The 21,225-nt window shown below is 72.4% G+C and carries 15 protein-coding genes, 2 tRNA genes and 1 pseudogene; 16 read left to right on the plus strand and 2 right to left on the minus strand.

From position 1 onward, the window contains the following. Positions 1-110 precede the first annotated feature (110 nt). On the plus strand, positions 111-1,220 hold the full coding sequence (locus OG310_RS23995) for an SCO2583 family membrane protein (RefSeq protein ID WP_329457934.1): 1,110 nt from the start codon (positions 111-113) through the stop codon (positions 1,218-1,220). 455 nt (positions 1,221-1,675) lie between these two features. Here OG310_RS23995 and OG310_RS24000 read toward each other — a convergent pair whose 3' ends face one another. Next, positions 1,676-2,821 carry a M48 family metallopeptidase gene (locus tag OG310_RS24000; protein WP_329457935.1) on the minus strand — a complete coding sequence of 382 codons (1,146 nt, stop codon included), beginning with the start codon at positions 2,819-2,821 and terminating at the stop codon, positions 1,676-1,678. Positions 2,822-3,021: 200 nt separating this feature from the next. Here OG310_RS24000 and OG310_RS24005 point away from each other — a divergent pair, with 200 nt between their 5' ends. The 7 genes from OG310_RS24005 to OG310_RS24035 all read left to right on the plus strand — a co-directional run bounded on the left by OG310_RS24005 (position 3,022) and on the right by OG310_RS24035 (position 7,685). Further along, positions 3,022-3,180: a hypothetical protein gene (locus tag OG310_RS24005; protein WP_329457936.1), complete on the plus strand. Its 159-nt coding sequence runs from the start codon at positions 3,022-3,024 to the stop codon at positions 3,178-3,180. 84 nt (positions 3,181-3,264) lie between these two features. Further along, positions 3,265-3,414, plus strand: coding sequence for a hypothetical protein (locus OG310_RS24010; protein ID WP_329457937.1), 150 nt, complete (start codon positions 3,265-3,267; stop codon positions 3,412-3,414). 37 nt (positions 3,415-3,451) lie between these two features. Then, the gene (nadD, locus tag OG310_RS24015) at positions 3,452-4,066 is read left to right on the plus strand and encodes a nicotinate-nucleotide adenylyltransferase (RefSeq protein ID WP_329457938.1); all 615 of its coding nucleotides are present in this window, start codon (positions 3,452-3,454) and stop codon (positions 4,064-4,066) included. A 52-nt stretch (positions 4,067-4,118) separates the two neighbouring features. Then, positions 4,119-6,038, plus strand: coding sequence for an LCP family protein (locus OG310_RS24020; protein WP_329457939.1), 1,920 nt, complete (start codon positions 4,119-4,121; stop codon positions 6,036-6,038). A gap of 386 nt (positions 6,039-6,424) precedes the next feature. Next, a complete protein-coding gene (rsfS, locus tag OG310_RS24025) occupies positions 6,425-6,856 on the plus strand; it encodes a ribosome silencing factor (protein ID WP_329457940.1) in 432 nt (143 codons plus the stop codon). After that, positions 6,853-7,539 carry a histidine phosphatase family protein gene (locus OG310_RS24030; RefSeq protein ID WP_329460346.1) on the plus strand — a complete coding sequence of 229 codons (687 nt, stop codon included), beginning with the start codon at positions 6,853-6,855 and terminating at the stop codon, positions 7,537-7,539. Before rsfS ends, OG310_RS24030 begins: the two co-directional genes overlap by 4 nt. Positions 7,540-7,612: 73 nt before the next feature. Continuing rightward, positions 7,613-7,685 (plus strand) — tRNA-Ala (locus OG310_RS24035). A 238-nt stretch (positions 7,686-7,923) separates the two neighbouring features. Here the strand turns inward: OG310_RS24035 and OG310_RS24040 are convergent. Continuing rightward, complete coding sequence (locus tag OG310_RS24040; protein ID WP_329457941.1) at positions 7,924-8,967, minus strand: helix-turn-helix transcriptional regulator; 1,044 nt, start codon at positions 8,965-8,967, stop codon at positions 7,924-7,926. Between the two features lie 249 nt (positions 8,968-9,216). On the opposite strand from OG310_RS24040, the pseudogene OG310_RS24045 reads away from it, so the two are divergent. From OG310_RS24045 to OG310_RS24080, 8 genes and pseudogenes are all read left to right on the plus strand, one after another. Then, positions 9,217-10,579: pseudogene (locus OG310_RS24045) on the plus strand (MFS transporter). A gap of 342 nt (positions 10,580-10,921) precedes the next feature. Further along, positions 10,922-11,155: a hypothetical protein gene (locus tag OG310_RS24050; protein WP_225012619.1), complete on the plus strand. Its 234-nt coding sequence runs from the start codon at positions 10,922-10,924 to the stop codon at positions 11,153-11,155. 164 nt (positions 11,156-11,319) lie between these two features. After that, positions 11,320-11,392, plus strand: a tRNA-Ala gene (locus tag OG310_RS24055). Positions 11,393-11,644: 252 nt separating this feature from the next. Continuing rightward, positions 11,645-14,530 carry a leucine--tRNA ligase gene (gene leuS / locus OG310_RS24060; protein ID WP_329457942.1) on the plus strand — a complete coding sequence of 962 codons (2,886 nt, stop codon included), beginning with the start codon at positions 11,645-11,647 and terminating at the stop codon, positions 14,528-14,530. Positions 14,531-14,659: 129 nt separating this feature from the next. Further along, positions 14,660-15,349 (plus strand): hypothetical protein, encoded by a 690-nt coding sequence (locus OG310_RS24065; protein WP_329457943.1) that lies wholly within the window; start codon positions 14,660-14,662, stop codon positions 15,347-15,349. A gap of 505 nt (positions 15,350-15,854) precedes the next feature. Continuing rightward, the gene (locus OG310_RS24070; protein ID WP_329457944.1) at positions 15,855-16,700 is read left to right on the plus strand and encodes a DegV family protein; all 846 of its coding nucleotides are present in this window, start codon (positions 15,855-15,857) and stop codon (positions 16,698-16,700) included. A gap of 450 nt (positions 16,701-17,150) precedes the next feature. After that, the gene (locus tag OG310_RS38585) at positions 17,151-18,545 is read left to right on the plus strand and encodes a helix-hairpin-helix domain-containing protein (RefSeq protein ID WP_443078720.1); all 1,395 of its coding nucleotides are present in this window, start codon (positions 17,151-17,153) and stop codon (positions 18,543-18,545) included. Next, entirely contained in the window at positions 18,542-21,100 is a 2,559-nt protein-coding gene (locus OG310_RS24080; RefSeq protein ID WP_443078721.1) for a ComEC/Rec2 family competence protein, read from the plus strand. The genes OG310_RS38585 and OG310_RS24080 overlap by 4 nt, the downstream gene beginning before the upstream one ends. Positions 21,101-21,225: the final 125 nt, after the last annotated feature.

Consider the following 21,225-nt stretch of genomic DNA (forward strand, 5'->3'; position numbering starts at 1 on the left):
GGAACCGGACGGAGGGCTCATCGCAACGTTGATCATTCATGGCCGGTTCTGTCGCAAGTTGACCGGTAGCGCGGCGTTTACCTTCTGCGGCTACGGCCTACTCTGAAGATATGGCAGGGCACGGAGACCCGCCCGAAGGGACGCCCGAGGGGACACCCGAAGGGCCTCCCGGCGGCGATGACGAATACCGATCGGTCGTCTTCGACGAATCGTTCGTCCGTGCTGCCCGCCTCCAGGAGTTCTCCGCACAGGAGCGCATGACGGACCGTGAACACGCCGTCCGGGTGCGCGGAGCCCGGACCGGCACCGTCTCGCACGGCTTCCGCAACGGCCCCCGCCAGCTCCTCGCGCTCTTCGTCCTGATCGCGCTGGCCTTCGGCACGGCCGTGTACCTGGGTTTCCGCCAGCCGTACCGGGCGGTGCTGCCGGCGCGCGACGCGGGTCAACTGCGCATGACGGTCGTACCGCTGGCCCCGGCCGGGACCGTCCCCGGCGGCACCCCGGCCGAACTGCTAGCGCACAGCCCGGCCGTCCACTTCGCCGTCGGTGCCGCGGGGATCGTGCCTCCGGCCTCGGTCGAGCGCACGGCCGACTTCTCGGAGAGTCAGATCCGCGTGGCCCTGTCCATCACCAGGGACTACCTGGAGGCGTCCTCACTCGACGCAGCCGTCCTCGCCGGTCGCGACCGCGAACCCGTGCGGACCCTGCTCGACCCGGATCAGATCCCGCAGTTCGACCACGCGTTCGCCGCACCCGCAGCGGACGGGCTGTCGGACCCGGCGGGATGGCTGGTGGCCTTCGACCCGGCCAAGGTCCGGCAGGTCCCCGGCACCGCCCGGGTGCGCGGTTCGCTGGACTACCACGAGACCGCGGACCGGGCCCTGGAGGTCACCTCGAACCACACGTTCGTCTACACGCTGCGGCCCGCGGGTCCGGCGACCGCCGACGAGGCGTCACTGTTCACCGTCCGGCGTGAACTCAGCTTCCGCTTCGACGGCGAGGATCTGGACAAGCACTGGGTGCAGCTGGTCGAGAGCGAGACCGGCGCGGGTCCCGAAGCGTGCTCGGCGGGTGCGGGCAGGACGTTCACACCGCTCCTCGCGGGCGCCAGGGCCCCGTCGGGCAGCCCGGCGGGCGTGAATCCGTTCGCCACGGGCCATCTGGCGGGGGAGCTGTGCGGGGTCCTCACCACGTCGGCACCGACGCCGACGGCCCACTGACGGCGAAGACGGGGCCGCGACCGGCCGCACGGCCATGAGGGCGCGCGCGATGACATCGCGCGCCCCCCTGCACGGTCGGGACGTGACCGTGCTCTCCACGGGCCGGAGAGCGACGAGCCGGTCGGGTGTGGGTCCGGTACGAGCCGGGAAGCGACGAGCCGGTCCCATCCGGGTCCGGTACGAGGCGGACAGCCAACAGCCGGTCCGGTACGAGCGGATCCGGCACGAGCGAATCGGACACGAGCGGGTCCAGCACGAGCAGGAACCGGTGGCGGGACCGCGCGATCGGCCGGGCCCGTCCGTGGACCTGACCTGACCTGACCCGGCTCGGCCGCCTTCCCGGCCTCGGCCCGGCCGTGTTCCCGCCGCGACGCGGACCCCGGCTCCAGAGTTGGCCCTGACTCCGGATCTGACCCATGCCCCGGCGCGGGCGGCCGATCGCGCGCCGGCGTCCGTCAGCCCTGAGCGGGTCCCGCCGCAGGACCGGCGCCCTCACCGTCGTCGCCGGGACCCCCGCCGTCCGAGCTCCGCGTACCCGTGCCCGCGGAGCTGCCCGGAGCGCCTGGGCCGCCCCCCGTGCCGCCCATGAAGCGGTCCCGCAGCTTGCCGCCCAGGTCGCCCGCACCGCCCGCGATATCGCCCACGAGCTTGAACAGCGGGTCCTTGGTGCTCTTGACCGTGTCCGCGTAGTGCGACGCCGAGTCGCGGAACGAGTCGGCCACCGAGGCGTCCTTGTCCTCGTCCCGGTGCGGGTAGTGGCCGTCCATGATCCGCTGGTAGTCGCGGCTCGCGGCCCACTTCTTCAGTTCCGCCGCACGCACCGTCGTGAACGGGTGCGAGCGCGGCAGCACGTTGAGGATCTTGAGGACCGAGTCCCGCAGGTCGCCCGCGCTCTCGTACTCCTGCGCCTGGGCGAGGAAGGCGTCCACGTTCATCTCGTGCAGATGGTTGCCGCCCGCGATCTTCATCAGCCCGCGCATCGACGCCTGGAGGTCCTGGCCCACCAGGAGGCCCGCACGGTCCGCGGACAGCTCGGACTTGCGGAACCACTCCCGCAGCGCCGTGACGATCGCCATGATCGCCACGTTGCCGAGCGGGATCCACGCCACCTTCAGCGCCAGGTTCGTCAGGAACAGCAGGATCGTCCGGTACACCGAGTGCCCGGACAGCGCGTGGCCGGTCTCATGGCCGACGACCGCCCGCATCTCCTCCTCGTCGAGCAGTTCCACGAGCCCGGTGGTGAGCACGATGAGCGGCTCGTCGAGCCCGATGCACATCGCGTTGGGCACGGGATTCTGCGCCACGTACATCACCGGGACCTTCTTCAGGTCCAGGATGTACGAGGCGTCCAGAAGCATCTCGTGCAGGTGCGGGAACTGCGCCTCGCTCACCCGTACGGAGTCGGACAGGAACAGCAGGCGCAGGCTCCGCTCGGGCAGCAGCCCGCTCAGCGCCTTGAAGACCGTGTCGAAGCCGGTGAGCCTGCGGAGCGCGACCAGGGCCGAACGGTCGGCGGGGTGCTCGTACGCCCGGGAGGAGATACCGGGGAAGCGCCTGCGCTTCCGCATCGGCACCTTGGTGTGGCTGCTGTCGTCCGTCATCGGCCCGTCCCCTGTCGGTCGCGTCGCTCACGTCGGTCGCGTCATCGCCCCGTGCGGCGGGCCGCGCGGGGCGCGAGGCACCGTCCCCCTGCCGGAACACAGCCTAGGTCCTGGGGCTACCGTGTGGCGGGGGGCCAGAACCGTCTCGGGGAACGAGTTACCGCGAGGCGGTTTGTGAGAGACCGAGGAGCGCACCCGTCATGCAGGCAACCAGCACACTCATGGCCGCGGCCGCGGCGTCGGACCAGCCGGGTGCGGGTCCGGTTCTGCGCATCTTCCTCGTCGTGGCGATCGTCGGCGGGGTCTTCCTCGCCTGGTTCCTGCTGCGTGGTTACGGCGACAAGGGCAACAACGACTGAGTCGGCATGGGCGTGCCGGACGGGCCCGCATACGATGTGCCCGAAGTCACCGAACCGATTCCCGATCGATAGGTCCTGTTGAAGATGATGCAGTCAGCCACCTCCGCAAGCCTCGCGACCCTCGCGGAGGGCAGCAACCACGAGAGCCTCAGCCCCTACCTGACCGGTGGCGGCGCGCTGTTCGGTCTGCTCCTGCTGCTCTGGATCACCACCCGTTTCAACCGGGACCGCTGAGCGGGGTCGAACCCACGTGCCAGTACGCTCTACGCGCATGGGAGAGCAGCAAGGACCCACCGGGTCCGGCAGGCGCCGACTCGGCGTGATGGGCGGGACGTTCGATCCGGTCCACCACGGCCACCTGGTGGCCGCGAGCGAGGTGGCGGCACTGTTCCACCTCGACGAGGTGGTCTTCGTGCCGACGGGCGAGCCGTGGCAGAAGAGTCAGAAGGCGGTGTCCCCGGCGGAGGACCGCTACCTGATGACGGTCATCGCCACGGCGTCCAACCCTCAGTTCTCGGTCAGCCGCAGCGACATCGACCGCGGCGGCCCGACGTACACGATCGACACGCTGCGCGACCTGCGGGCCGCCCACACCGACGCCGATCTCTTCTTCATCACCGGCGCCGACGCGCTGTCGCAGATCCTCACGTGGCGCAATGCCGAGGAGCTGTTCTCGCTCGCGCATTTCATCGGAGTCACCCGTCCGGGGCATGATCTGACCGACGACGGACTCCCCAAGGGCGGTGTCTCCCTGGTGGAGGTCCCCGCGCTGGCGATCTCGTCCACGGACTGCCGGGAGCGCGTCGTCAAGGGCAACCCCGTCTGGTACCTCGTACCGGACGGTGTCGTGCGGTACATCGACAAGCGCCAGCTGTACCGCGCCTGAGCGAGGGGGCGCCCGAGCGCCCGAGGCACGTCACCCACGAAGAGGGGCACCGGTGAACGACCAGCAGCAGCCGTACGGTCCAGGTCCTTACGACCCGTACTACGGCGGGCCGCGGATCCTCGGGTACGACGAGTACGGCCGGCCGGTGTACGAGCAGCCGGCCGGCGCGGGGCAGGCCCCGGCGCGCGGCGCCGACGAGCAGGGCTACGGCGGTTACGACACCGGGCAGCAGCCGCCGGTGCAGGACGACGGCACGGGACGGCCACAGGCCCAGGGCCAGGCCCAGGGGTACGGGTACGACCCCTACGGCCAGGCGCCCCAGCAGCCGTCACCTCAGCAGCCGCCGCACCAGCAGCCGGGGGCTCCGGCCGGGCCCGGTCCTTCGGCGTACGACCCCTACGCTCAGCGGGGCGGCCAGGGCCAGGTCCCCGGCCAGAACCAGGGGTACGGGTACGACACCGGGCAGCAGCCCGCGGTCGTCGACACGACGCAGCAGTGGAACATCCCGCAGCAGCAGGCACCCCAGCAGCAGGCACCCCACCAGCAGCAACAACAGGTGCCGCAGCAGCCGTTCGCGCGCCCGTCGCAACCGTCCGGGCCCTCCCGTCCGCCCGGCCCCGCGCAGGCGGGCCCCGGGGTGGATTCGGGCGGGGCCGCGACAGGCCGGCAGCCCGCCGTCCCGGGACAGCGCTCGGCGTCCGAAGAGGGCTACCACACCGAACAGTTCTCTTTCATCGAGGAGCCCGACGAGGACTCCGAGGACGTCATCGACTGGCTCACGTTCACGGAGAGCCGCACCGAGCGGCGCGAGGAGGCCAGGCGGCGCGGCCGGCACCGGTTCGTCGCGCTGCTCGTGGTGCTCGCCGTGGTGGTCGTCGGAGGTGCCGGCTACCTCTGGTACGCGGGCAAGCTGCCGGGCCTCGACGGGCCCACGAAGAAACAGGGAGCCGCCCCGGGCGGCCCCCAGAAGCGCGACGTCATCGTCGTCCACCTGCACGACACGGCCGACAAGTCGACGTCCACGGCCCTCCTCGTGAACAACGAGACGACCGGCGAGGGCAGCACGGTGCTGCTGCCCGGCACGCTGACCGTGACCAACGACGACGGCACGACGACCACCCTCGCCAAGTCCGTCGCGCAGGACGGCTCGGACGGCACGCGCGAGTCGATCGGCAACCTCCTCGGGACGAAGGTCGCGGGCACCTGGCGCCTGGACACCCCCTACCTGGAGAACCTCGTCGACCTCGTCGGCAACATCGACGTGGACGCCGACGCCGACGTCCCCGACACGAAGAAGGGCGCGCCGCCCGTCGTCCACCAGGGCAAGGACCAGACCCTGAGCGGCAAGATGGCCGTCGCCTACGCCACGTACCACGCGCCGGGCGAGAGCGCGGACAAGCAGCTGCAGCGGTTCGGGCAGGTCATGCAGGCGACCCTGCGGAAGATGTCGAGCGATCCGAAGGCCGCCACGACCACCGTGCAGACGCTCGCCCAGATCCTCGACCCGTCACTCACGGACAAGGACCTCGGCGTGGCACTCGCGAACCTGGCCGCCCACGCCAAGGAGGACCGCTACAAGACGGTCGTCCTGCCGGTTGGCCAGGACGGGTCGCTCAGCTCCCAGGGCGAGAGTGACGTCAAGCAGCTCCTGGGCGGCACCGTCAGCGCGCCGGACCAGAACGGCGTGCCGCGGATCGGTGTGAAGAACGCCACGGGCGGCAAGGCCGCGACGGAGAGCGCGCGGATCGCGCTGGTGAACGCCGGATACACCGTGGTCGACACCGGCTCCGCCTCCGGTACGGCGGCGTCGTCGGTCACCTACGGCGACACCAAGAACAAGGCACTGGCGAGCGAGGTGGCCAAGACGCTCGGCCTGTCCGCGAGCGCGGTGAAGAAGGGGTCGGCCGGCAGCTCCGACCTGGCGGTCGTGCTCGGCGGGGACTACAAGCCGTCGAAGACGGGCAACGGATAGGCCGCGGCTTCGACCGGAGCCGGGCGGCGCTTCTGCGGAGGCGTCGCCCGGGGGACGTCACGTCGGGTCCGGCGGAGACCGGCCACCCGGCCCGCGCGGGCCGGACACCGGCCGATGCGGGCGCGCACCGGTGGGCCCGGCCCCCGCAGGCCCGAGCCCCTACGGGCTCCGATGCATGCGGGCTCAGGCGAACCCGGACTTCCGTCGGTGCGGGCCCGGACGGACGCGGCCTCGGGAGGGCCGGCCGGGCACCTCGCTGACCTGCCGTTCCGGGTCCGCGCCGGCCCCCGGGGCCCGCGGGATCGGGGCGCGCGGAGCGTGGGCGCGGTGGCCCGGCGGTCCGTGAGATCCTGGACATCTCCCTGCCCCCCGACGAAAGCCTGCTTGTGACCGCTACGGACCGCGCCACCCAGCTTGTCCAGATCGCCGCCCAGGCGGCCGCCGACCGCCTGGCGCACGACATCATCGCCTACGACGTCAGTGACGTCCTGTCGATCACCGACGCCTTCCTGCTGGCCTCCGCGCCCAACGACCGGCAGGTCAAGTCGATCTCCGACGAGATCGAGGCGCAGCTCCAGAAGGAGCTCGGCATCAAGCCCGTCCGCCGTGAGGGCGACCGGGACGCCCGGTGGATCCTCCTCGACTACGTGGATGTCGTCGTCCACGTCCAGCACAGCGAGGAGCGTGTCTTCTACTCCCTGGAGCGGCTCTGGAAGGACTGCCCCGAGCTGCCGCTGCCCGACGACGCCGTGAAGACCAAGGGCAAGGGCGAAGAGCACGCCGCACTGTCCGCCAGGGCGGACGAGGACGCGAGCTGAGCGCCCGCCCGGAGCCCGTCGCCGTCGCGCCGGGGACGCCCCACACGCCGCGCGACCGTCGGATCATCCTGTGGCGTCACGGCCAGACCTCGTGGAACGTGGAGGGCCGTTTCCAGGGCTCCACGGACATCGAGCTCACACGGACCGGTGTCCAGCAGGCCCGGCGTTCGGCTCTGCGGCTGACCCGGTTGACGCCGCACGCGATCATCTCGTCCGACCTGCGCAGGGCCGCCGCGACGGCCGCCGAGCTCGCCGCGCTGACCGGACTCGCCGTGCTGCACGACGCGGCACTGCGGGAGACGTACGCGGGTGACTGGCAGGGACTGACGCACACCGAGATCAACGAGCGGTACGGCGACGAGTACCTGGCCTGGAAACGCGGCGAACCGATCAGGCGCGGCGGCGGGGAACTGGAGACCGAGGTCGCCGACCGGGCGGCGCCCGTCGTGCTGCGGCACGCGGACGCGCTGCCGGACGGGGGCACACTCGTCGTGGTCAGCCACGGCGGTGCGATCCGCACCACCATCGGCCGGCTGCTCGGGCTCGAAGCGCCCCACTGGGAAGGCCTCGGCGGTCTGACCAACTGTTTCTGGTCGGTGCTCGGCGAAGGCATCCGCGGCTGGCGCCTGCTGGAGCACAACGCGGGCAGCCTGCCGGAGCCGGTCATGGGCGACGACGACTGATTTCACTTTCCGGCGGCCCGCAGGCTAAAGTTCTTCTTGTTCGCAGCGCGGAGCGCAAGCGCGAAGAACACGCGGGGCTATAGCTCAGTTGGTAGAGCGCCTGCATGGCATGCAGGAGGTCAGGAGTTCAATTCTCCTTAGCTCCACAGCCTTTCCGGGGAGACCCGGAGAAACCGCCTCGGTCCGGTCACGGATCGGGGCGGTTCGCGTTTTCCCCGTCTGCGGTCTGCGGTCTGCGGTCTGCGGTCTGCCGTCTGCCGTCTGCCGTCTGCCGTCTGCCGTCTGCCGTGGTCTGTGGTCTGTCCGTGGCCCTTTCCATGCGGGCGGCGGTGGGCGGCCTGTGGGAAAGGTCCCCGTACGGCCCGCCGGCTCGCGGCCGTGGATTCAGGGCGTACGCGCGGCAGCCACCAAGCGGTCCACGCGGCTCGCGCTCTCCGCGTCGGCCGGTGTGTACGTGACGATCCGGCACTCGGGCATGCCGTTGATGTTCAGGGACAGCGAGCGCAGGTACATCTCCCCGGCCGTCGCGTGGCGGAAGCCCTTCAGCCGCGTGCCGGGCGGCACCACGTCGCCGCGCCCCCAGAGTTCGGCGAACAGCGGACTCCGCTCGGACATCCCGTGCACGAAGCGCTCCCACTCGGGCTCACCGACATGGCGTCCGTACGCACCCCGCAGCGTCGCCACCATCAAGGGCAGCTCCTTTTCCGGATGGGTCGGTTCCACGCCGCCGCGGTCGAGGAACATCATGCGCAGCGCGTTGGGCCGGTGGCGCCCCGGGGACCCTTCGTCCGCCGCCGGGACGGCGGTCGTACCGGCCCCGGGCGAACCCGAGCCGGGAGCGAGGAGGCCGCCAAACCCCGGGACGGAAGCGGGACCGAAGGCCGGATCGCGGCCCGGATCGGAGGCGGGAGCGCGACCCGAGCCGGATCCGAAGGTCCCGGTCGCCTGGAAGACCGCGCGATAGGCGGCGTTGGTCGCCAGGACGTCGTAGCGCCCGTCGTACACCGCGGCCGGGCGTGGATGGAGCGCGTCGATGATGCCCTGCACCTCCTCGCCCATCGTGTCGGGCCACGCGGCCTCGCCCCCGTACTCGTCGTACGCCACCTCGGCAAGGCGGTAGAGGTGTTCGCGCTCGGCGTCGTCCAGTCGCAGCGTGCGCGCGACCGCGTCGAGCACCTGCGGCGACGCGTTGATGGGGCGGCCCTGCTCCAGCCACGTGTACCAGGTGACCCCCACCCCGGAGAGCTGCGCGACCTCCTCGCGGCGCAGCCCCGGCGTGCGGCGCCTGAACCCCGGCGGCATGCCGACGTCCCCCGGTGTGACGCGGGCCCGTCTGCCGCGCAGGAACGCGGCCAGTTCGGACCTGCGCCGCCGGCCCGGCGCGTGCCGGGGCGCACTCGTGACGAGCGTGCTGTCCGTGCTGCCCATGAGCGCATTCTCCGTTCCCGCCGTCCGGCCTGCCAGGTGCCGTCAGTACCAGCATCGACGGGCTCTGCCCGCCCGTGTCCGCGCGGACACAGGCTCGGTGCCATGACCACCGCCACCACTCCTGTCCCCGTCCCTGGCGAGTCCGGCCGCCCCGGCGACGCGGTCCCCTCCAGTGAACGCCACCCCACTGACAACCGACGGCCCCTCAGACGCGGCCCGCTGCTGGCCGTTGTGCTCGGAGCCCAGTTCATGGCACTGCTCGACTCGTTCATCGTCAATGTCGCGGCCCCGACGATCCGTGACGAATTCCATGCCACCGGAAGCTCGTTGCAACTGGTGGTCGCCGGCTACTCGGTCGCGTACGCGGCGCTGCTGATCACCGGGGCGCGCATCGGCGACCGGTTCGGTCACGGGCGCGCGTACCTCGCCGGGCTCGCCGCCTTCACCGTCGCGTCCCTCGCGTGCGGACTGGCGGGGAGCAGCGGGCAGCTGATCGTGTTCCGCGTGGTTCAGGGCGCGGGCGGCGCGATCATGATCCCGCAGGTCCTCAGCCTGATCCAGCGCCACTTCACCGGCGAAGGGCGTGGGCGCGCGCTCGGCGCGTACGCGGCGGTCCTCGCCTCCGGCGCCGCGGCGGGCCAGGTCGTGGGCGGGCTGCTGGTCAGCGCGGACCTCTTCGGTCTGAGCTGGCGCCCGGTCTTCCTCGTCAACGTGCCGATCGGCGTCCTGCTGCTCGCCGTGGGCGCCCGCGTGCTGCCCGGGCGGCGGCACGAGGCGTCCGGGCCGGGCCGCGGGCTCGACCTGCCGGGCCTCGCGGTGCTGGCGGCCGTCCTCGCCCTGCTGACGATCCCGCTGGTCCTCGGTGAGCGGGCAGGGGTGGCCCGCGGGGTGCTGGGCCATGCTGGGCGGCTCCGTGGCCCTCCTGGGCGGCTTCCTGGTGTACGAGGCGCGGCTCGCGGCGCGGGGCGGCCATCCGCTGATCGCGCCGCGCGTGCTCCGCGTCCCGGGGCTCGTTACGGCCGCCGTACGGATCCTGCTGATCATGGCGGTGAACGCCGGCTTCCTGTTCACGTTCACGCTCCACGTCCAGGGCTCGCTCGGGTACAGCCCGCTGCGCGCGGGCCTCACCTTCCTGCCCACCTGCGTCGTGTTCGGCGTGGTGGGCCTGACCTGGCGGCACTGGCCGGCCGCCGTCCGCCGCGCCGCGGTGCCCTGCGGGTTCCTCCTCACGGCCCTGGCCTGCGCGGGCCTCGGCCGGGCGCTCGGCCGGGGCGGTGACGGCGGGCCGCTCATGTGGACCGCGCTCGGTGCCCTCGGGGCGGGCCTGGCCCTCGGCTTCACCCCGGTCCTGACCGGAGCGCTGGCGTCCGTACGGATCGAGGACGCGGCCGACGCGAGCGGGCTGCTCGTGACCATCACCCAGATCGGTCAGCTCGTCGGTGTCGCGGGTCTCGGCGCCCTCTACCTGGGGCGACTGCCCCGGCCGGGGGCGCATGGCGGGGCGCACGGCGCGGCCGACGCCCTCCTCGTGACTCTGCTCGTCATGGCGGGTGCGGCCCTTTTGGGAGCACTCGCCGGGCTCGTGCGGCGCCGGGCGCCGCGAGCCGCGTGACGAGGCGATACACCCGTACATCCTGGATTCTGCGGCTATCTGCATGTATCGGCGACGGGTAACGACCAGGCTGTCAGCCGCCGAAGGTGCCTCCCGTACGGCTGACCCCTCCGGCCCGGCCATGGCAGAATCGGGACGGCCGGAGGGGACGAACGGCCAGGACCGGGAGGAGAGCACGATGTCCGCCAGCGGCATCGACGACGATGCACTGCCTGAGGCGGCGGACAGGACCGGCGCGGTTCGCTGCCCTTCGTGCGGTTCGTCCCATGTGGCACAAGTGCTCGGCGACAACGGTGGAGTTTCCTACGTGTGCACGGCCTGCGGCCACAGCTGGAGCTAGTGATGGGCGCACACAGGCGTACCTGCGACTGGTGCGGCAGCGGTACGCCCATCGTCAGGGACATGGATCCCCTCAACCCCGACTTCCAGTACTGGTGTGAGGAGTGCGCGCGGGCGCTGATCATAAAAGGCGACCCGATCGAGACCTACCGCGAGCTGGAGGGCGAGCCGATCTACGGGCGGCTGCTCGACGAACACTGCACGCTGAAGCGCTTCTACTCGTTCGCGAGAGCCTGACCCCGCCCGATCCGCTGGGTGCGAGGCGCGGGATGCGGGCGCCTGTTCCGGGGGCCGGATGCCCGCCTCCTCTGGAGGGTTCGCTGCCACCCGTCACGCGCGTCCCCGCCGGATATGGATTTGGTGATCCCCCCTGGTCACCGTGTACTGTTGGCGCATCGCACGGGGCTATAGCTCAGTTGGTAGAGCGCCTGCATGGCATGCAGGAGGTCAGGAGTTCAATTCTCCTTAGCTCCACAGTGATCCACGTCACGTGGATGTGAACGAAGGGCCTGTCCGTACGGACGGGCCCTTTCGTATGGCCGGTGCGGCGCGTAAACCCCCTGCGGTAACCTGTCCTCATGCGTGCCGTACGCCTTCTGCTTAGCGAGCCGCGCTGATCAGTGCCGACGGATGACAGATCCGGTCGGAGTCAGCGCGGCGTCCCCTCCTGTGTGAGGGGTTTTTTCATTCCCGCGTGCAGAGACGACCGATGGAGCTTCTGAGGACATGAGCGAGACGAATCCGGCTGCCGCGGGTGCGGAGAACACCGCGCCCCACCGTTACACGGCCGTCATGGCCGCCGAGATCGAGGCGCGCTGGCAGGACTTCTGGGACGCGCAGGGCACCTACGACGCGCCCAATCCCAGCGGTGATCTGGCCGGGGACCCCGCCATGGTGGCGCGGCCCAAGAAGTTCGTCATGGACATGTTCCCGTACCCCTCGGGTGTGGGCCTGCACGTGGGCCACCCGCTCGGCTTCATCGCCACCGACGTCCACGCCCGCCACCAGCGCATGACGGGGCACAACGTCCTGCACACGCTCGGGTTCGACGCCTTCGGCCTGCCCGCCGAGCAGCACGCGGTCGCCACCGGGACCCACCCCAGGGTCTCCACCGAGGCGGCCATGGAGAACATGACCCGTCAGCTGCGGCGGCTGGGTCTGGGGCACGACAAGCGGCGCGCGGTCGCCACGATCGACCCGGAGTTCTACCGCTGGACGCAGTGGATCTTCCTGCAGATCTTCAACTCCTGGTACGACCCCGCGGTCAACAAGGCGCGTCCCATCGAGACGCTGGTCGCGCAGTTCGAGAGCGGGCAGCGCCCCACTCCCGACGGCCGTCCCTGGGCCGAACTGAGCGGCGCCGAGCGCGCCGACGTGCTGGGCGGGTACCGGCTGGCGTACGCCTCGGAGGCACCGGTCAACTGGTGTCCCGGTCTCGGCACCGTCCTGGCCAACGAGGAAGTCACCGCGGACGGCCGCTCCGAGCGCGGCAACTTCCCGGTGTTCAAGAAGAAGCTGCGCCAGTGGAACATGCGGATCACCGCGTACGCCGACCGTCTGGTCGACGACCTGGACCAGTTGGACTGGCCGGAGGCCATCAAGCTCCAGCAGCGCAACTGGATCGGCCGCAGCGAGGGCGCGCGCGTCGACTTCCCGGTCGGTGACGGCGGCGACGCCATCACCGTCTTCACCACCCGTGCCGACACCCTGTTCGGCGCCACCTACATGGTGCTGGCGCCCGAGCACGAACTCGTCGAGAAGATCGTTCCGGCGGCCTGGCCCGCCGACACCCACGAGGTGTGGACGGGCGGCCACGCGACGCCGGCCGCCGCCGTCGACGCGTACCGCAAACAGGCCGCCGCGAAGTCCGAGGTCGAGCGGCAGGCCGAGGCCAAGGACAAGACGGGCGTCTTCACCGGCGCGTACGCGATCAACCCGGTCAGCGGCGATCAGGTGCCCGTGTTCATCGCGGACTACGTCCTGATGGGCTACGGCACCGGCGCGATCATGGCGGTACCGGCCCACGACACCCGCGACTTCGCCTTCGCGCGCGCCTTCGAACTGCCCATGCGCTGCGTCGTGGAGCCCACCGACGGCCGCGGTCAGGACCCGGCCGCGTGGGACGACGCGTTCGGCTCGTACGACGCGACCATCGTCAACTCCACGGGTGCCGACATCACCCTGGACGGCCTTGGAGTGGCCGACGCCAAGGCCCGCGTCACCGCGTGGCTGGGCGAGCAGGGCATCGGCGAGGGCACGATCAACTACCGGCTGCGCGACTGGCTGTTCAGCCGGCAGCGGTACTGGGGCGAGCCCTTCCCGATCGTCTACGACGAGGAGGGCACCGCGCACGCGCTGCCCGAGTCGATGCTGCCGCTCGAACTGCCCGAGGTGGACGACTACTCGCCGCGCACCTTCGACGCCGACGACGCGGACACCGAGCCGGAGACGCCGCTGTCGCGCAATCAGGAATGGGTCGACGTGGACCTCGACCTGGGCGACGGGCGGGGCGTCAGGCGCTACCGCCGCGAGACGAACACGATGCCCAACTGGGCCGGTTCCTGCTGGTACATGCTGCGCTACCTGGACCCGACCAACACCGAGCAGGCGGTCGCCCCGGACATCGAGCAGTACTGGATGGGCCCGCGCCCGGGCATGCCGCGCGGCGGCGTCGACCTGTACGTGGGCGGTGCCGAGCACGCCGTACTGCACCTGCTGTACTCGCGACTGTGGATCAAGGTGCTGTACGACCTGGGCCACATCTCGGCGTCGGAGCCGTTCCACAAGCTGTACAACCAAGGCATGATCCAGGCGTTCGTGTACCGCGACAAGCGCGGTATCGCGGTGCCCGCCGCCGACGCGGAGGAGCGCGACGGCGTGTACTTCTACGAGGGCGAGCCGGTCAGCAGGCTGCTGGGCAAGATGGGCAAGTCGCTGAAGAACGCCGTCACGCCGGACGAGATCAGCGCCGAGTTCGGCACGGACACGCTGCGCCTCTACGAGATGGCGATGGGTCCGCTGGACGTGTCCAGGCCCTGGGACACCCGTGCGGTCATCGGGCAGTACCGGCTGCTGCAGCGGTTGTGGCGCAATGTCGTCGACGAGGCGACCGGCGAGGCCACCGTGTCCGACGCCGAACCCGACGACGAGACCTCGCGCGCGCTGCACAAGGCGATCGACGGCGTCACTCAGGACCTCGACGGGCTGCGCTTCAACACCGCGGTCGCCAAGATCACCGAGCTGAACAACCAGCTGACCAAGGCCGGTGGTCCGGTCGCGCGATCGGTCGCCGAGCGGCTGGTGCTGCTGGTCGCGCCCTTCGCCCCGCACATCGGCGAGGAGCTGTGGCAGCGGCTCGGCCACACCGACAGCGTCGTCCACCAGGACTTCCCGGTGGCGGACCCGGCGTTCCTTGTGGACGAGACGGTGACGTGCGTGGTGCAGGTCAAGGGCAAGGTCAAGGCCCGCCTGGAGGTGTCCCCGGCCATCTCGGACGCGGACCTGGAGGCCATGGCGCTCGCGGATCCGGGAGTGGTGGCTGCCCTGGCCGGCGCGGGCATCCGGAAGGTGATCGTCCGGGCGCCCAAGCTCGTGAACATCGTTCCGGCGTAGCGGCGTCACCCTGCCGCGTCAGGGTTTCCCGTAAGGGGCGGTTGGGGGTGGTGAAGGAACCCCCGACCGCCCCGCTGCGTTTACGGTGGTAGTGACGCTTTGAGAACCCGACCTTTCGGAGGGCCACCCATGGAAGCCGTGCTCCTGATCGTGGTGCTCCTCTTCGTGGCCGCCGTACTGCTGGGCGCGTACGTGACGGTCAAGGCGGTCGGCGCGGCCAAACGGGGCGTGGACCGCACGATCTCCCAGGCACGGCGCTCGGTCGAGGACACCACCCTGCGCGCCAAGAGCTTCGGCCAGCCCGGGGTGCCGGGCGAACTGGCACAGCTGCGGCTGCGGCTGCGCACGTCCATGCGGGCGACCCAGGACGCGTTGTACGCGGGGGCCGAGCAGGACGCGTCGCTGGAGGAGTCCGTGCGGCTCTTCGGTCGTCTCAGCGCACACGGGCACGAACTGGAGGAACAGCTCAAGCAGGCCGAGCGCGATCCGGACCGCGCGCGGGTCGGCGCCCGCGTGAAGGAGCTGCGGGACCGGACGGAGCAGGTCACGCGCGCGGCGGACTCGCTGCGCTGGGCGGTCAGGGACCGGGCGCGGAAGTTCGCGGACGACGACCTGTCCACGCTGAGCGCGGACATCGACGTGGAATCCGGGGCGCTGCGCCACTGGGCCCCTGTCCAGGAACCGGACACCGCGCCATGGCCGGCGGACGCACGCGGGCCGGAGGCACTCGACCCCTCGGACCCGCGGCGTTTCGAGCGCACCCACCCTTGGCAGAAGGAACCGCGTCGCCCGTCGTCCCGGCCGGAGACCTCGAACTGAGCCGGAGCTGTGTGCTGCCCCGGGATGTCTGCCGCCGAGCCGGGACGAGCGCCGAGGGGACGAGCAGCGACCCGGAACGAGTGCCGGAAGCGATGAGTACCGACCCGGAACGAGTGCCGGACGGGAATGAGTACCGACTCGTGCGCCGGCCGGGGCGTCCGCTGATTCGGGGTGGGCACCAGCCCGCCCGCTGACCTGGGATCTTTGGTGATCCTGGGGCGGCCACTGCCCCCGACTGCCGACCTGGGACATGCGCGTATCAGGGGGTATCAGGGGGTATCCGGGAGCGGACTCAACCAGGGAGGCCCGCACGCGGTCCTGTCCGGTACGGCGGCCGTGCACCGTGATCGGGGAGGCGGCCCGGCGGCCCTGGCGAGTCCGGCCGGCGTACCCCGGGTCCGGGGGGTGCGGGCGTCCCGGAGCGGGTAGGTGCGCAAGGGCCTGGGACGCGGTTTCCCGAGGCCCGGGCCGTCTGGGCCGGGCGGCTGCGGGTAACCTCCGGGTCATGTCCCGCCATGTCGCCATCGTCACCGATTCCACGGCCTACCTGCCCCCTTTGACGATGCGACGGCACAGCATCACGGCGGTCCCACTGACCGTGGTGGTGGGCGGCGAGGCGCTGGAGGACGGCAGCGAGATCTCGGCAGGCGCCGTGGCCGAGGCACTGCGCAAGCACCGCTCGGTCACGACGTCCCGGCCCAGTCCCGAGACGTTCGCCGCGGCGTACCGGAAGGCCGCGGAGGCCGGGGCGACAGGCGTGGTGTCCCTGCATCTTTCCGCCGAGTTCTCCGGGACGTACGACGCGGCGGTGCTCGCGGCGAAGGAAGCCCCGGTGCCGGTCCGGGTCCTGGACACCGGCGTGGTGGCCATGGCCCTCGGCTTCTGCGCATTGGCCGCGGCCCAGGTCGCCGACACCGGCGGCGGGCTGGACGACGCGGTCGCCGCCGCGGAGAAACGGGCCAGGGCTACCTCCGCGTACTTCTACGTCGACACGCTCGACTATCTGCGCCGGGGCGGCCGGATCGGCGCCGCGCAGGCGCTGTTGGGGTCGGCCCTCGCCGTGAAGCCGCTGCTCCACCTCGACGAGGGCCGGATCGAGCTGCTGGAGAAGGTACGGACAGCGTCGAAGGCCATCGGACGGCTGCGGGACATCGTGGTGGAGCGGGCGGGCGCCGGAGAGGTGGACATCGCGGTGCACCACCTGGCGGCCCCGGAGCGAGCGGCGGCCCTGGCCGAACAGCTCGGTGCGCGGGTGCCAGGCCTCGCCGAACTGCACGTGAGCGAGGTCGGGGCGGTCATCGGCGCGCACACCGGGCCCGGGCTGCTCGGTGCGGTGGTGTCGCCGCGGTGACGGGCCGGCCCAGCGCTGCACTGTGACGGCCCGGCCGGGCGCTGGGCGGTGACGGGCCTGGCTGGGCGATGGGCGCTGGGCGGTGACGGGGCCGGCCGAGCGCTGAACGGTGATGAGCCGGTCCGGGCTGAGCCGTGACGGGTACGGCCGGGAGCGACGGTGCCGGGGGAGCGACGGTGTTCGGCTGGGACCGGCCGCGGGCGGAGGTCGGAGCTCGGAGCGCGAGGGTCGGAGGCCGGGAGGCCGGGAGGTCGGAGGTCGGACGTCGGCCGATGATGGGGTCCGCACCTTTCGCCGGGCGGTCGGCGGGCGCCGTTTCTCCTGTACGAGGGCGGGCCGGGTCGTCCCATTCACCCTCGCGAGTGTGCGAGTTATCCACAATCCCGCGCGGTGTCCACAGATTCTGGCCGAGAGCGCCGCGATGCCGCACGGATACCTACCGTGGACCGCATGACCACGCTCCGTGTTCGATCCATCGGTTCCCGTTCCCGTTCGCGTCCCCGTTCCCAGGCCCGTACCTCTTCGTCGTCCTGCTCCTCCTCGGCCTGTTCGGGCGCCTGGGCCGTCCACCGCGCCGCGTCCGGCGGACCCGGTCGCGGGCCGGGCTCCGACGGGCGCACCCGTGCCCCGCGTCCCTCCCGGCTGCTTGCCCGCGCGCGGACACCCCCGGGCCGTACGGCTCCGGCGCCCGAGCCCGGGGCGCGGCCCTGCGCGCCGGATGCCGCGCGCGACCGGGCCGCCGCCCTGCTGGGCGCGGGCCACGCGGCGCCGGTCCCGGTGGCAGGACCGGTGGAGACCTCGGCGACCGGCCCTGCGGACGCGACGGTGCCGGGACCGGCGAAGGCCGCGGTGCCAGGCGTGACGAAGGCACCGGGACCGGCGAAGGCCCCGGTGACAGGACTGACGAACGCCCTGGGAGTGACGGCGACGACGGGGACCCTGCCGCCGGCCGGAGGGCGGGCCCCGGCCGCGCCGTTGACCCGCCCGCCGGCGATCCCCCCGGCCGAGGTGGTGCCCGAGCCGCCCCCTTCGCGCCCCGGCGGTCCTGCCGCTTCGAGGGGGTGGTCACGAGGCGCGGTGAGCGGCGGTGAGCGGTTCGTGTCCGCGGTGCGGGACCGGCTGCCGGTGTGGGCCCGGCTGCGGTTCGGTATCGAGCCGAGGGCGCTGGCCGCACTGGGCGCCGTGCTGGCGGTTGCGGCGATCCTGGCTGTCCAGCACTTCTGGGTCGCGCGCCCCCGCGCCGTCAGCGCGCCCGAAACAACGGGAACCTCCCAGGCGGCGGGCACCGCACATCCGGCCGGCGCGCACCCCGGCCGGCCGGCGCCCGCCGCTGGGCCTCCGCCCTCCCCACCGGCTCCATCCGCCTCGTCAGCCCCGGGGTCCCCGGATTCCGCGTCGAGCACCGGGGCGGGCGGGGTCGTGGTCGATGTGGGGGGCGCCGTACGCCACCCCGGCGTGCTGCGGCTTCCCGCGGGCTCGCGGGTGGAGGACGCGCTGCGCGAGGCCGGGGGACCGAAGGACGGTACCGACCTGTCGACGCTGAACAGAGCCCGCGTACTGGTGGACGGCGAGCAGGTGGTCGTGGGTGCGCCCGCCGGAGCGGCCCCGACCGGTGGCGTGCCCGCGAGTCCGTCCGCGCCGGGCGCGCCCGCCGGCCCGCTCAACCTCAACGTCGCGACGCTGGAGCAACTCGACACGCTGCCGGGCGTCGGCCCGGTGCTGGCGCAGCACATCCTCGACTACCGCACGCAGAACGGCGGTTTCCGCAGTGTGGACGAACTGCGCGAGGTGAACGGCATCGGCGAGCGGCGGTTCGCCGATCTCCAGGCGCTGGTGCGGCCATGACACAACGGGGAGCGCCCGGTACGGCCCGGCGCCCGGAGCAACACCCCGAGGGGCATCCGGAGGAACGTCCCGGAGAACACCTCGGGGGACGTCCGGATGACCGGTCCGTACAGGTACACCGGCTCGGGGACGCGGATCCGCGCCAGGATGCTCCCGCCGATCTTCGGCTCGTGCCGCCGGCGATGGCCGCCTGGGGGGCCGCGGCCCTCGCTGTCGGTGTCCCGGGCGTCTGGGCGGCCGTGGCGGTCGCGGGATGCCTGGCGACGGCGGCCGTGCTGTGGGCGTGGCGTTCGCGGGCGTGGTGCCTGGTCCTGGTGGCTGCCCTGTGCTGCGCGGCGGCGGGTGCCGCCTCCGGAGGGCTGCACGCGGCCGACGTCCGGCGCGGCCCGGTCCCGGAGATCGCTGCCCGGTACGGGCGCGCGGAGGTGGAGGTGACCGTCACCTCCGATCCCCGTCCCGTGCGCCAGAAGGTCACGGGGGACCATCTCGGGGCCGCCCGGCTGATGTTCGACGCCGACGTGGTGGAGGTGGCGTCGCGGGCCGGGCCCGCGGCGGTGGTGAGGACGCCGGTGCTCGTGTTCGTCGAGCCCGGCGCCAACCAGGCTGCGTGGCGGGGGTTGCTGCCGTCCACGAGGCTGCGGTTCACCGCCCGGCTCGCGCCGCCCTTCGAGGACGACCCCGGGCATGCCGCCCTGGTGCAGCCTGCGGGGGCAGGGACGGCCCCGGCGGTGGTCGGGCGCCCCTCCTGGTCCCAGCGCACCGCGGGCGGGCTGCGGGCCGGGCTCCGGCGGGCCACACAACCGCTCCCGGCCGACGCGCGGGCCCTGCTGCCGGGGCTCGTCGTGGGGGACACGTCCCGTATCCCGCCGGAACTGGACGCCGCGTTCAAGGCCACCGACCTCGCTCATCTGACCGCGGTCTCCGGCGGGAACCTGAACATCGTCCTCGCGCTGCTGATCGGGCCGCCCGCACTCGCGCTCCGGGCGGAACGGCGGGGCCTCGCGGCCCGGCTGGGGATTCCGCTCCGGATCACCGCGGTGCTCGGCGGGGGACTCACGCTGGCGTTCGTCGTGGTGTGCGGGCCCGAGCCGAGCGTGCTGCGGGCCGCGGCATGCGGCCTCGTGAGCCTGCTCGCTCTCGCGACGGGCCGGCGCAGGTCACTCGTCCCTGCGCTCGCCGCCGCGGTACTGGCCCTGGTGCTCTACGACCCCTGGCTGTCTCGGAGTTACGGGTTCGCGCTGTCGGTCCTCGCCACCGGGGCGCTGCTGACGGTCGGACCCCGGTGGTGCGCCGCGCTGGTGCGGCGCGGGGTGCCCGTGCGCCTCGCGGAGGTGCTGGCGGCGGCGGGCGCGGCACAGGCCGTCTGCGCACCGGTGGTCGCGGTGTTCGCCGCCCGCGTCGGGCTGGTGGCGGTGCCGTGCAACCTCGCCGCCGAACTGGCGGTCGCACCCGCCACGGTGCTCGGTTTCGCGGCGCTGGTTACCGCTCCGGTGGCGATGCCGGTCGCGCTGGTGCTGGCCCGCTGTGCGGGGTGGCCCGCCGGCTGGATCGCCGGGGTGGCCAGGGCGGGAGCCGCGCTGCCGGGCGCCGAGACGACCTGGCCGAGCGGGTGGCGGGGCGGGCTGCTGCTCGCTGTGGTGACGGTCGTCGTGCTGCTGGTCCTGCGCGGGCTGCGCCGCCGTCCGTGGACGGCCGCGGGCTTGGCCGTACTGCTGCTCCTGGCGCTGCTGCGACCGCCGCCCGTCGTCCGGTACATGACCGGCTGGCCGCCGCCCGGCTGGTCCTACGCGATGTGTGACGTGGGGCAGGGAGACGCGACGGTACTGGCGGCTGGTCCGGGGAGCGCCATCGTGATCGATGCCGGGCCGGACCCCGTCCCGGTGGACCGATGCCTGCGGGAACTCGGGGTGGCACGCGTTCCGCTGCTCGTGCTCACGCATTTCCACGCGGACCATGTCACGGGGCTGCCGGGGGTGTTGCGCGGCCGCTCGGTCGGTGCGATCGAGACGACGACCTTCGCGGAGCCGGCCGGTGAAGCGGCATTCGTCCGGCGCACGGCCGCCGCGGCCGGAGTGCCGGTGGTACCCGTCGTGCCGGGGGAGCGGCGTTCGGTCGGCCCGTTGACCTGGCGAGTGCTCTGGCCACGGGCCGGGCCGGGCCCGGTGACGGGCGAGCCCAACGACTCCAGCGTCACGATGCTCGTGACAGTCGGTCACGGTCCGACGCTGCTGCTGCCGGGCGATCTGGAGCCGGAGGCGCAGCGCGCACTGCTGCGGGACGGGGGTCTGCTGCCACAGGTCGACATCCTCAAGGTCGCCCACCACGGCTCCGCTTACCAGGATCCGGCCCTGCTGCGGGACCTGCGGCCGCGCCTCGCACTGATCTCGTGCGGGGCAGGCAATCCCTACGGGCACCCCTCGCCCCGCACGGTGGGGGCTTTGCAGGCGCAAGGGGCGGTGGTGTTGCGTACGGACACGGACGGCGAAATCGCCATCACGGGAAGGGGGCGGGCACTACGCGCGGTGTCCCGTGTGGCGGACCGGTCGTCGCGGTGAAGGGGACGTCTGCCATCATCGGCTCGTCGGGGAAGCGGACGGTCGGATTCTCACAACCGTTCCCTACGTTTGCCTCGAACAGTTCAAGAGTGATCGAATGCCAATCCGTTCAGGGGTCTGAGGGC

This window comes from Streptomyces sp. NBC_01497 (assembly GCF_036250695.1).
GTDB lineage: Bacteria > Actinomycetota > Actinomycetes > Streptomycetales > Streptomycetaceae > Streptomyces.

What these genes read in the sequence shown, in the direction of transcription:
- nadD (WP_329457938.1), top strand. Translation starts at nt 3,452, where the DNA reads ATGGGAGAGCAGCAAGGACCCACCGGGTCCGGCAGGCGCCGACTCGGC.
- OG310_RS24000 (WP_329457935.1), bottom strand. Translation starts at nt 2,821, where the DNA reads ATGACGGACGACAGCAGCCACACCAAGGTGCCGATGCGGAAGCGCAGG.
- OG310_RS24040 (WP_329457941.1), bottom strand. Translation starts at nt 8,967, where the DNA reads ATGGGCAGCACGGACAGCACGCTCGTCACGAGTGCGCCCCGGCACGCG.
- OG310_RS24050 (WP_225012619.1), top strand. Translation starts at nt 10,922, where the DNA reads ATGGGCGCACACAGGCGTACCTGCGACTGGTGCGGCAGCGGTACGCCC.
- OG310_RS24080 (WP_443078721.1), top strand. Translation starts at nt 18,542, where the DNA reads ATGACACAACGGGGAGCGCCCGGTACGGCCCGGCGCCCGGAGCAACAC.
- OG310_RS24070 (WP_329457944.1), top strand. Translation starts at nt 15,855, where the DNA reads ATGTCCCGCCATGTCGCCATCGTCACCGATTCCACGGCCTACCTGCCC.
- OG310_RS24065 (WP_329457943.1), top strand. Translation starts at nt 14,660, where the DNA reads ATGGAAGCCGTGCTCCTGATCGTGGTGCTCCTCTTCGTGGCCGCCGTA.
- OG310_RS24010 (WP_329457937.1), top strand. Translation starts at nt 3,265, where the DNA reads ATGATGCAGTCAGCCACCTCCGCAAGCCTCGCGACCCTCGCGGAGGGC.
- OG310_RS24005 (WP_329457936.1), top strand. Translation starts at nt 3,022, where the DNA reads ATGCAGGCAACCAGCACACTCATGGCCGCGGCCGCGGCGTCGGACCAG.
- OG310_RS38585 (WP_443078720.1), top strand. Translation starts at nt 17,151, where the DNA reads ATGACCACGCTCCGTGTTCGATCCATCGGTTCCCGTTCCCGTTCGCGT.
- leuS (WP_329457942.1), top strand. Translation starts at nt 11,645, where the DNA reads ATGAGCGAGACGAATCCGGCTGCCGCGGGTGCGGAGAACACCGCGCCC.
- OG310_RS23995 (WP_329457934.1), top strand. Translation starts at nt 111, where the DNA reads ATGGCAGGGCACGGAGACCCGCCCGAAGGGACGCCCGAGGGGACACCC.